At 36.6% G+C, this 12,155-nt stretch carries 9 protein-coding genes; 1 reads left to right on the top strand and 8 read right to left on the bottom strand.

Annotated features, from left to right (window positions below):
- Nucleotides 1-4 precede the first annotated feature (4 nt).
- Nucleotides 5-739 (top strand): DUF6503 family protein, encoded by a 735-nt coding sequence (locus tag Q0975_RS04020; RefSeq protein ID WP_299433426.1) that lies wholly within the window; start codon nt 5-7, stop codon nt 737-739.
- A 12-nt stretch (nt 740-751) separates the two neighbouring features.
- Here the strand turns inward: Q0975_RS04020 and preA are convergent, their stop codons facing one another.
- From preA to Q0975_RS03980, 8 genes are all read right to left on the bottom strand, one after another.
- Nucleotides 752-2,092, bottom strand: a complete 1,341-nt coding sequence (gene preA / locus Q0975_RS04015; RefSeq protein ID WP_299433423.1) for an NAD-dependent dihydropyrimidine dehydrogenase subunit PreA — start codon at nt 2,090-2,092, stop codon at nt 752-754.
- Nucleotides 2,093-2,110: 18 nt separating this feature from the next.
- Entirely contained in the window at nt 2,111-3,436 is a 1,326-nt protein-coding gene (locus tag Q0975_RS04010; RefSeq protein ID WP_299433420.1) for an FAD-dependent oxidoreductase, read from the bottom strand.
- A gap of 60 nt (nt 3,437-3,496) precedes the next feature.
- Nucleotides 3,497-4,363, bottom strand: coding sequence for a nitrilase-related carbon-nitrogen hydrolase (locus Q0975_RS04005; protein WP_299433417.1), 867 nt, complete (start codon nt 4,361-4,363; stop codon nt 3,497-3,499).
- A 101-nt stretch (nt 4,364-4,464) separates the two neighbouring features.
- Nucleotides 4,465-5,850 carry a dihydropyrimidinase gene (hydA, locus tag Q0975_RS04000; RefSeq protein WP_299433414.1) on the bottom strand — a complete coding sequence of 462 codons (1,386 nt, stop codon included), beginning with the start codon at nt 5,848-5,850 and terminating at the stop codon, nt 4,465-4,467.
- A gap of 110 nt (nt 5,851-5,960) precedes the next feature.
- Nucleotides 5,961-7,475, bottom strand: coding sequence for a sodium/proline symporter (locus tag Q0975_RS03995; protein ID WP_299433411.1), 1,515 nt, complete (start codon nt 7,473-7,475; stop codon nt 5,961-5,963).
- Between the two features lie 4 nt (nt 7,476-7,479).
- Complete coding sequence (locus Q0975_RS03990) at nt 7,480-9,192, bottom strand: NCS1 family nucleobase:cation symporter-1 (RefSeq protein WP_299433409.1); 1,713 nt, start codon at nt 9,190-9,192, stop codon at nt 7,480-7,482.
- A 3-nt stretch (nt 9,193-9,195) separates the two neighbouring features.
- Nucleotides 9,196-10,530, bottom strand: coding sequence for an aminotransferase class III-fold pyridoxal phosphate-dependent enzyme (locus tag Q0975_RS03985; protein ID WP_299433406.1), 1,335 nt, complete (start codon nt 10,528-10,530; stop codon nt 9,196-9,198).
- A gap of 70 nt (nt 10,531-10,600) precedes the next feature.
- On the bottom strand, nt 10,601-12,067 hold the full coding sequence (locus tag Q0975_RS03980) for a CoA-acylating methylmalonate-semialdehyde dehydrogenase (protein ID WP_299433403.1): 1,467 nt from the start codon (nt 12,065-12,067) through the stop codon (nt 10,601-10,603).
- Nucleotides 12,068-12,155 lie beyond the last annotated feature (88 nt).

The raw sequence follows: 12,155 nt of genomic DNA, 5'->3' as shown, positions 1-12,155 counted from the left end.
TTTCATGAACAAAAAATCGTTTTTAATAATACTGTTATTTTGCGCTACTTTTTTTATTAGCTCATGCCAGAATGGATCTAAAACCACCGAAATTGTTCTAAAATCCTTAGAAGCTCATGGCGGAATTAAAAAGTGGGAAAGCATAAAGGAAATCTCTTATCTTAAGACAACAATACTGTATGATAGTTTAGGAAATGTAGAAAAGAAAATTGTTCAAAAACATAAGAACATATTTAGTCCTAAGTTTAGGGCAGAAATGAACTGGACAGAAGATTCTATTCATAAACGGGTAGTGTTAAGAGATGATAAAATCACTGTTTATTTTGATGACTTGCTTCAAAACGATCCTAAGCTCCAGGAAAAATATTACAAAGCTGTTATCGCAGCAAACTATGTAATTTGGCAACCTTATAAATTATTAGATAAAGATGTTACCCTTTCTTACTCAGGAGAAGAAATTATAGATGGAAAATCGGTAAGCGTTATAAAAGCAAATTATTTCAATAATGATGGTTCTCCTGCAAATACTTGGTGGTACTATTTTGATCAAAAAACAAATAAATTAGTTGGGAATATGGTTCACCATGGTACTACATATAGCTATATTGAGAACTTACACTATGAAAATAAAACAGGACTCCTTCTTAATGCGGAACGCAAAAGTTATATGACTGACAGCTTGAGAAACATAAAGTTCTTAAGAGCTCATTACTTTTATGAAGCATGGGAACAAAAATAATTAGATGTTCTGCTAAGAATTAGATTTTGCTTTTAAAGCATCCGTTGGTTTTGGAACAAAATGTCCTTTACCGCCAGCTCTATCATCATCAAAGGTTACCGGAATATCATTGTTGATACTTCTTTCGTCCCAAGTAAGATGTTGACTCCCATCATCTTTTTTGATCATAGTAATACAATCTTCAACAGGACAAACCAAAGAACATAAATTGCAACCTACACAATTCTCTTCTATAATGCTTGGAATCCTATTGGTACGGTCATCAGATAAAGCAATAGCCTGATGTGCGCCATCATCACAGGAGATATAGCATAATTCGCATCCAATACATTTATCAGGATTAATTTCTGCAATTACTTGGTGCTTCAGGTTTAAATGTTTCCATTCGGTAACATTTGGTAACGCTTTGCCTGCAAAATCATAAATGGTTTTATAATTTCTCTCTTCCATAAACTGTCGTAAACCTGCTTCCATTTCACGTACAATTCCGAACCCATAATGCATCACTGCGGTACATACTTGTACGGAGGTTGCGCCGAGTAGAATAAATTCTACTACATCACGCCAGGTTTCAATACCACCAATACCAGAAATAGGAACTTTACCAATTTCAGGGTGTTGGGCTAAATCTTTAACCATATGCATTGCAATTGGTTTTACTGCTGGACCGCAGTATCCTCCGTTGGTTCCTTTACCATCTACTTCCGGAAGTGGGGCATAGGTATCCAGATTGATACCAACAATACTTTTTACGGTGTTTATTAGAGAAATAGAATCTGTTCCTCCTTGTACGGCAGCCAAACCAGGATCGATTATATGAGAAATATTGGGTGAAAGTTTTGTAATCACAGGTGTCTTTGCTGCGTCTTTAACCCATTCTACGATAGTTTTTAAAACTTCTGGTTCCTGACCAACAGCAGAACCCATCCCGCGCTCACACATTCCGTGTGGACATCCAAAATTAAGTTCAATACCATCTGCGCCGGCGTTTTCTACATCTTTTATGATTTGTACCCATTCAGCCCTGCTCTCTACCATTAATGATGCGATTACTGCATGATCAGGAAAATACTTTTTAACCTCTTCAATTTCTCGAAGATTATCAGCTAGTGGGCGATCTGTAATCAACTCGATATTATTGAAACCCATCATTCGGGTGTTTCTATAGTTTACCGAGCCATATCGACTGGATACATTAACAACGGGAACACCAAGAGTTTTCCATACTGCACCTCCCCAACCTGCTTCAAAAGCTTTCATAATTTGATAACCAGAATTTGTCGGTGGAGCAGAAGCTAACCAAAAAGGATTAGGAGCTTTAATACCTGCAAAGTTTATTGATAAATCTATCATGTCTTTTTGTGTCTTATATTATTTATATAACCATTGGTGAATTCCTTTTGCAGCCATTTTTCCATCATAAGCAGCATTTACAACTTCTGCACCACCATTAATAGCATCTCCACCGGCGAAGTATTTTGGATTTGACGTCTGGAATGTTCTTTCGTTTACTTTTATTCTTGTTTTACGATCAACCTCTAAATTGTCAATAAGGTCATACAATTCTCCTTGTTTTGCTTGTCCGGTAGCTTTGATGACCATATCACATTTTACAATAAACACATCATTCTTTTTGATATGCAGTTTTCCATCTATCATTTCTGTTTTAGCGAATTTTACACCTTCTACTTTTTTATTTCCAATAATGGCAACGGGTGTAACATTAAATAAGCTATCTACACCAGCGCTTATTGCAAGATCATATTCAAAACCATAGGCACCCATTTCTTCTTTTGATTTTCTATAGGCTAATACCGTTTTTCTTGCGCCCATTCTTGCAGATTCTGAAGCGGCATCCATAGCTGTGTTCCCGCCACCAATTACGACCACTTTATTTGGAACTTTTGTCTTGTGATGCTTCAGGCGTAATTCTTCAATAAACTCCACAGCACCTATTACATTTTCCTTGTCCTCGCCTTCCATATGAAGGGTTGCCGTTTTTCCTAAACCAACACCAAGAAAAATCGCATCGTAGTTGGATTCTATATCCTTTAATTGTTCTTTTGATACAATAGCATTATTATATTTTATAATAAATCCAAGTTGATTCTGTAAATATGTTATCTCTTTTAAAGCCTCTTCATTTGTAATTTTATAAGGTGCTACGCCATGAAAAACCAAACCGGAGGGTTTCTCTTTGGCTTCCAAAATATCTACATCGTATCCTAAAGTTCTTAGTTCACACGCACAGGCAATTCCTGCCGGACCGGCTCCAATGACAGCTACTCGTTTACCGTTTGATGCTGCAGGTTTAAAAATTTCTTTAGCAGAATCTATGACTGTACTGGTTGCATAATTTTGTAATCTCCCAATCTGAATAGGAGGTACATCCTGATGATTATAGACACAAGCACCTTCGCATAAAACACCAGTAGGGCATACGACTCCACAGGCATTCCCTAGCCAATTGGCATCAAAAATTGTCTTTGCAGATCCGGTTACATTATCGGTATGAATCTGCTTTATAAAAAGTGGAATGTCAATATGTGTGGGACAAGCTTGTATACAAGGAGCATCATAACAGAAGAGACATCTGGAACTTTCATAAAAAGCTTCGGTATCATTCATCAAAGTTTTTTTCTGCTTAAAATTCTTTTTGAATTCTGCTTCTGATTTTGGTCTTTTATATTCTGCCATTTGATGATTGATTACTGTTAAAGAAAGATTTGATTTCAGTAGTTCCCGAACACGTGAAAATTAAAGTTCTGTAAGCTTATCATAAGTTTCAGGTCTTCTATCTCTGAAAAACTGCCAAGTAGAACGTACTTCATCAATTAGATCCAGATCAAATTCTGAAACTAATAATTCATCATCATCGCGAGATGCTTCTGCAAATATTTGTCCACGTGGGTTGACAAAATATGATTGTCCATAAAATTTGCCGAGGTTCCATGGTTTTTCTTCACCAACTCTATTGATACAACCCATAAAATATCCATTGGCAGCTGCGTGTGCTGGTTGTTCCAGTTTCCAGAGATATTCACTTAATCCAGCGACTGTAGCGGAAGGGTTATAGACGATTTCTGCACCATTTAAACCAAGTACTCTGGCACCATCCGGAAAATGACGGTCATAACAAATGTAGACACCCACTTTTGCATATTTGGTTTGAAAAACAGGATATCCTAAGTTTCCCGGTTTAAAAAAGAACTTTTCCCAAAACCCAGTAGTATGTGGAATATGATTTTTCCTGTATTTTCCCAAATATGTACCATCAGCATCGATTACCGCGGCAGTATTATAAAATACTCCAGCTTGCTCTTTTTCATACACAGGAACGATAATAACCATATTGTGTTTTTTGGCTAACACTTGCATTTTTTCTGTAGTCGGTCCAGGAACTGATTCTGCAGATGCATACCATTTTTTATCTTGTCCAGGACAGAAATAAGGAGTATTGAAGATTTCCTGAAGACATAAAATTTGAACACCTTGTTTTCCGGCTTCTTCAATATAGGGGATATGCTTATCATACATTGCCTGCATAATTTCTTCTATACTACCTTCTCCTTCAGTCATAGGGAGACTCATTTGTATCAGTCCTGATTTTACTATTCTTGGCATAATTTTATTCTTTTTTATGGAACACTGATAACACTGGTTTGGCTGGTTATCGCAGTTTTTTAACTGTATCTATCTTGATAATTTGTGTTATTTTCTTTCCATTAAATTACTGTTTTTGAAGTCTTACTTCTTTTAATAAATTTTCCAAATCCTGGTTTTAGCCTGCATTCTTCGTTTTCGATAGCTATTTGCCCTCGAAGAATGACAGTTTCTGTTTTTCCTATTACTTTTTGACCTTCATATGCAGAATAATCACAATTCATATGATGTGTTTTTACAGAAATGGTATGCTCTTTTTTAGGATCGAAAACCACAATATCTGCATCACTACCAATCGCAATGGTACCTTTTTGAGGATACATCCCAAAAATCTTTGCAGCGTTGGTAGCGCTGACCTCTACAAACTTAGTAAGTGATATTTTACCCGTATGGACACCTTCAGAATATAAAAGTTCGATACGATGTTCTATAGCGGGATGACCATTCGGAATTTTAGAGAAATCATCTTGTCCCATTTTCTTCTGTTCCCACATAAATGGGCAATGATCGGTCCCAACAACTTGAACTAGTCCTTGATTGATTCCGGACCATAAGGCTTCCTGATCTTTTTTCTCACGCAAAGGTGGGCTCATTACCCATTTGGCTCCTTCAAAATCTTTTTCATATAAAGATGCGTCTAATATCAGATATTGAGTGCAGGTCTCTACAAATATTTTCTGGTTTCGTTGTGTTGCATTTCGTACCGCATTGAGTGCACCCTCGCAAGTCATATGAACGATATAGCCAGGACATCCGGTATAATTCAACATATCGGCAAATCTAGCAGATGCTTCAGCTTCGGTTACTTCTGGCTGAGATAAATAATGATATAGCGGTGATAAGTTTCCTTCAGCCCGATTCTTGGCAATTAATGAATCTATCATATCTCCATTAGTGGCATGAACGGTTACCAGTCCACCATGTTTTTTTACAACTTTCATGAGTTGAACCATTTGCCCATCATCAATCATCAAAGCGCCTTTATAGGCCATAAATGTCTTAAAGGACGAAATCCCTTCTTCCTCTATCATTTGTACAACTTCTTTTGCGGTAGTGTCGTTAAAATCAGTAACTGCCATATGGTATGAATAATCACCAACAGCTTTTCCTTGTGATTTTTGCTGCCAGGTTTTCAGAGCATTGTACAAGGTGTCTCCTTGAGTTTGCAGGATAAAATCTATGACCATAGTTGTACCTCCATATAAAGCTGCTCTGGTACCAGTTTCGTAATCATCACTAGAATGTGTTCCCATAAAAGGCATGTCCAAATGTACATGAGGATCAATTCCTCCGGGAAACACTAATTTACCTGTGGCATCGATTATTTTATCTGCTTTATGAGGTAGATTTTGACCTATTGCCATGACCTTTTCTCCTTCAATATAAAGATCCGCCAGATAAGTTTCTGAAGCAGTTACAATACGTCCGTTTTGTATTAAAATTGACATGTCTTTGTTTGTGTGAATTTAAATGTAGCTGATTTTAAACTCCAAACATCCCGTTGAGTACTAAGAACAACAGATTTAGAAGAGTCTATTTTCTAAATTTACAATTTTTTTCAATCACTATTACTTGTATTTAACTCATTTTCTGGTTTTTGTTTCGTTGTAACAAGACTAACAAGTACACCAACTGCTATAGCTAAAATGAATGAAGGACCAAGTTCTCCAAGTTTTTCAAAATAAATTCCGATAGTATCTAATGAAGTCAAACCAAATTTGAAAAGAGGTATGGATAAAAAACCGGTTATCATGGAAGCAATTGCTCCTTTTTCAGAAAACTTAGTCCAAAAAATTGAAAGAATTATAGTAGGGCAAAAAGTAGCTGCGATTCCTGACCATCCAAAAATAACAAACCAAAAAATTGTTCTTTCCGGAACACTTATAGCTACAATCATTGCAATCATAAGTGCAAATACTGCGAGTGCTAGTGTGATGATTCTTGAAATATTGGCGAGTTGTTTTTCGGATTTATTTGGTTTAAAAATTTGTTGATAGAAATCTCTCGAAATAGCACTAGATGCGACTACTAAAAGGGAGTCGATAGTTGACATAATTGCCGATAACACGGCTGCGATGTATATACCTATTAGAGTAAGCGGCATGATTCTTTCTACCAACATAGGTAGTACATTTTGGGCTCCATTCCCTAAAATCTCCTCAGGATCTGTATTTATGGAGGTCAATAAATATCTTCCGAATATTCCGATCAATACGGCACATGAATCCGTCAGTATTGTAAATACAATAGCTACCCAGCGTCCTTTTTTAATTTCGGAAATATCTTTAATCGACATAAAACGGACAAATAACTGGGGTGATCCCATAAATCCTAATCCGATAAAGGCAAACCCCAAAATAGTAAAGAAGTTGATCGTCGTAAAACCACCATCTCCCCAAATATTAAGGAAAGAAGGATCTAGTTTTGTTAATTCATTAGAAATTGAAACATCGGAACTAATAGAATAATAGGCAACAATTGGCAAAGCAACTAAACCTATAAGCATAATTAATCCCTGAAATAAATCGGACCAGGCAACAGCGACAAATCCTCCAGAAAATATATAGGCTAAAACGATAAAGAAACCTACGATTGCTCCGGTAAAATAATTCCACCCTAAAAATGACTCGAATGCTGAACCTGTAGCATCGATTTGTGCACTCACATAAATAACTACAAATAGAGAAAGTGCTGTTGCTGCTACAATTCTTAAGGTATGTGTGCTAGATTTAAATCGACTAACCAGATAATCCGGTATCGTTATAGAATTATAGGTGTCAGATAACACTTTGAATTTTTTTGCCATTAAAAACCAGGAAAATGCGACTCCCAAAACTTCACCCAGAACTACCCAAAAAGCAGAAACTCCGACCATAGCTCCAAGTCCGGTAAGCCCCAATAGTAACCATGCAGATTCTCCAGTGGCTCTGGCGGAAAATGCGACTACCCAAAACCCTAGTTTTTTACCTCCTACATAATAATCCTTCGTATTTTTAATACGTTTAGATGCAAAATATCCTATTAAAAACAGGATTAGGAAATAGATAAATAATATGACGTACTTGGTTATCAAAAAATTAATTCTGTTTTTTCTTCATTAATATATAATACAATACAAACGAGATTATAAAACCAGTAAACCACGAAAGAGAGTACAAGAATTTAAGTTGAGGTACCCAATATCCAATTAATGCTAAAAACACACCAACTAAGAGAGCGATCATAGCCGCTTTATTATATCCAGACTTTCCATAAGAATAAATACCTTCTTCTTTGTATAGTTCAGGGAGTTCTAATTTCTTTTTTCTAATCAAATAATAATCAGCTATCAGGATCCCCAGAACAGGGCCAAGTAGTCCACTGACAAAAATTAAAAACCCAGAAATTTCATTAAGTAGCCACCAGGGAGCTATTAAGATTCCGATAATTCCGGTGATAATACCACCAACTCTAAAACTTATTTTTTTAGGCCATAGATTGGAAAAAGCATTGGAAGGAGCAATAACGTTTGCCGCAATATTGGTGCTCAAAGTGGCGATGAGCATAAAAACTTGGGCAACGATAACCACTGTAGGACTTTTAAACTTAGAAATAAGAGAAACTGGATCCCAAGGCGCATCGTTAGCGATTAATATGTCTTTGAAATTAATGATAGCGGCACAGGTAACAAATATCCCAACAAAGGAATATAACATCATTGTCAATGGAAGACCAACAAACTGACCTACAATCTGATCTTTTTGAGTAGCGGCAAAACGTGTTATATCTGCTATACTTATTGACATAGTTGCCCAAAAACCAACCATTGCTGTTAACCAAAGTAGATAACTCCATAATTTGTTTCCTGATTTCTTAGTGCCTGGAGATACAGTTATTGCTGTTACTACACTTGATACTACAGGAGTTTTTCTTTCGGTATTTCTAAATTGAAGTTGCACTTTTTCTTTGCCAGAAATGATATCTTCAATTTTTTTCTGATCTGTTATTGCTATAGGTTGTTCGATAAAAGATATCCAACTGCTTTTTTCATCAGAAATGATCTTGTATTCGTCTACTTTTAGATTTCCTTCTTTGTCCCTTAGTGATTTTAAATTAAGATATAGTTTCTTATCTTTTTGGGTGATGGTAGCGGCTGTTTGTTCTAGTTGTTGACTTTGATCTAATACAATAGAAACACCACCAGCTTCAGCATAACTCCAATAAATCAAAGCTAATCCGATGAGCACTAAAATAGGTGCAGAATAGGTTTCCAGCCATTTAATACTCTCAGTTCCTTTCCAAATAAAATAGATATTAATAAACCAGAAAACTCCAAACCCGACAAATTTTCCGATAGACAAACCTAATTCAGCTTGCGTTCCCATTACTGCATGAAAAATAGCATATATAGCTAATCCGCCAATCCAAGTCTGCACTCCAAACCATCCACAGGCAATAATACCTCTTGCTACAGAAGCAAGATGTACACCTTTAGTACCAAAAGCAGCACGACCTATGACAGGAAATGGAATACCGTATTTTACTCCTGCATGACCATTAAGTACCATTGGAATAGTAATAATCAGGTTTGCAAGTCCTATAATGATTAGTGCTTCGTACCAATTTAAACCGGTTTTGATCATATAAGATGCCAATAAATAGGTAGGTATACAAACCGCCATGCCTACCCAAATAGCAGCCAAATGCCATTTGCTCCAAGTTCTTTTGTTGGCCGAAACAGGTGCTAAATCTTCACTATATAAAGGTGATTGAGAGACGTCTTCTTGTAATTCAACTATATCCTTGCTCATAAATTAATTACAATATTGATCAGCAATCGCAATTGCTTGTGAAACGATTTTTAACCCTTCATCAACTTCTTCTTTACTTACATTTAAAGGTGGTGCAATAAAAATCCAATTCCATCGTACGAAAGTGAACATGCCTAATTCTCTAATTTTAGCAGCCATTTTGTTGGTTACTTCCATTTGATCTGGTTTTGCATTCCAGGGAGTAATGGGTTCCTTAGTTTTTCGATTTTTAACCAATTCTACACAACCTAATAATCCTGTATTTCTAAAATCTCCAATCGATGGATGTTTAGTTTTTAGCTTTTCGATTTCTGCTTCAATATAAGCTCCCATTTTACTAGCTCTTTCGACTAGCTGCTCTTCTTCAATAATCCGAATGTTCTCTAATGCAGCAGCGCATAAAGTAGGATGCGCAGAATATGTTAGACCGATAATCATTGGATGATCGTTAAAATAGTTAGCAATAGTATCTGTAACTACAGTACCTCCTAATGGCAAATAACCTGATGTTAGGCCTTTTGCCAAACACATGATATCAGGAGTGACGTTATGGTGATCTATACCGAACATTTTTCCGGTTCTGCCAAAACCACTCATTACTTCGTCTACAATTAATAAGATACCATATGCATCACAAATCTTTCGAACTTTCTTTAAATACATCGGTGGATATTTAATACATCCAGATGAACCTGATTCTCCTTCGAATAGTATCGCAGCTACACTATCAGGGTTTTGGAATTGGATTACCCGTTCTAAATGTGCTAGCGCAAGTTCGCCACATTCTTCGATTGAACTCGAATTCCATGGGCACCGATAGGCGTAAGGATTTTCGACATGAACCACATTAGGCATTGCCTGACTATCTACCGGAAACCTTCTAGGGTCTCCACCAGCAGAAATTGCTCCATAGGTAGCACCATGATATGCCCTGTAATGTGTGATAATTTTGTGTCGACCTGTGTACATTCTAGCTAGTTTGATACCATTTTCAATAGCTTCGGCTCCGCCAAGGGTGAAAAAAGTTTTAGTAAGGTTGCCTGGAGTGATTTCTGCTATCTTTTTTCCTAATTCTCCGCGCACATCGGTAGCCATTCCAGGATAAACGTAACTAACTTCTTTCATCTGCTTTGTTACTGCTTCAGTGATACGTTGATCGCCATGACCGATATTTACATTCATCAATTGAGAGGAAAAATCAAGATATTTTTTGCCTTCTCTATCATAGAAATATGAACCTTTAGCATGGGATGCATTTATAGGATTTAGATTTCCTTGTTTAGCCCAGGAAAACAAGGTGTAGTCAAGATTGTTTTTTACAATTTGTTGGTCGCTCATTCAGATAGTTTAATTTTAGTAGAACAGAATTTTTTTGTGTCTTTAAATGGATATCGATTCCAGAATAATATTAACTCATCCAATTGGTTCGAGCTTCTGGATTCCATTTAACAGTAGTTTTTTTATTTTGTGTCCAAAACTCAATGGAACTGCGTCCTGTAATATCACCTACTCCAAATTTTGATTCATTCCATCCACCAAAAGAAAAAGGCTCACGAGGTACAGGTACTCCAATATTAACACCAATCATTCCGGCACTAGCACGTTCCATTACCTGTTTTGCTAATCCACCACTTTGTGTGAATACAGCTGCCGCATTACCATAATTCGATCCGTTTTCGATCTCAATGGCTTCATCTAAATCTTTAGCTCTTACAATTGATATTACAGGACCAAAAATTTCTTCTCTGGCCACTGACATATCCGTTGTTACATGATCGATAATTGTAGGACCCACATAATAACCTCCTTCTTTTCCTTTAACAGCGGTGTTTCTGCCATCTACTAATATGGTAGCACCATCGGCTTCTGCTTCTGAAATATATGCTTCGATACGTTTTTTAGCTTCGGCACTGATTACGGAGCCTAAATTTTCGCCAGGAACTATGTTTTTAGCTTCGATTACCATTTTATCAATTATATGTTGCACTTTGTCTACACCAACCATAACTGATGCAGCCATACAACGTTGACCTGCGCAACCTACCATAGAAGCTACAACATTAGACGCTGTCATTTCTGGATTGGCATCTGGAAAAACCAACAAATGATTTTTTGCACCGCCCAAAGCCACGCATCGTTTTAGGTTAGAGGTGGCTCTTTTATATACGATTTTAGCAACCTTTGTAGAACCTACAAAGGATACTGCTTCAATGTCCGGATGATCACAAATGGACTCTACAACTTCTTTTCCACCATTGATAATATTAAACACTCCATCGGGTAAACCAGCTTCTTTTAGTAGTTCTGCCATTCGAACTGTACTTAATGGAACTAATTCTGATGGTTTCATAACCATGGTGTTGCCAAGTACTAATGCATTAGGCACTGTCCAATGAGGAACCATATTAGGGAAGTTAAATGGTGTTATAGATGCAACCACTCCTAATGGTTTACGCTCTATCCTACATTCTACTCCTTTACTAACTTCTTGTACTTCATTGACAATGATTTGTGGTATGGATACAGCAAACTCACATAACTCCATACTTTTTTCTACTTCAGCTTTAGCTTCTCCATAGGTTTTACCATTTTCGATGCGTACTAAATTGGTTAATTCATCCATGTTTTTCTCCAGTAGAGATCGATATCTAAAAAAGATTTGCACTCTTTCTTTAAAGGTCATAGATGACCAGGCAGGAAATGCTTTTTTTGCAGCCTTTACGGCTTTATCAACATCTTGACCTGTGGATAATGGAAGTGTAGAGATGACAGTTCCGTCAAGGGGACTTATAATATCCATTGAGTTTTGGCCATTTCTATCGAACTGACCATCTATATAGTTTTTTACCTGTGGTTGTTTAGTGATTGTTTCCATTGGATAAGAAGATTTAATATCATTTATACATTGAAAACATAAATGATAATGTGTGTTATTATAGGTTTTAAAAGACTATTTGTCGGAT

It is taken from the genome of uncultured Aquimarina sp. (assembly GCF_947500065.1).
GTDB lineage: Bacteria > Bacteroidota > Bacteroidia > Flavobacteriales > Flavobacteriaceae > Aquimarina.
The sequence above is the reverse complement of the archived record's forward strand: the minus strand, read 5'-3'. Positions and strand labels throughout refer to the sequence as shown.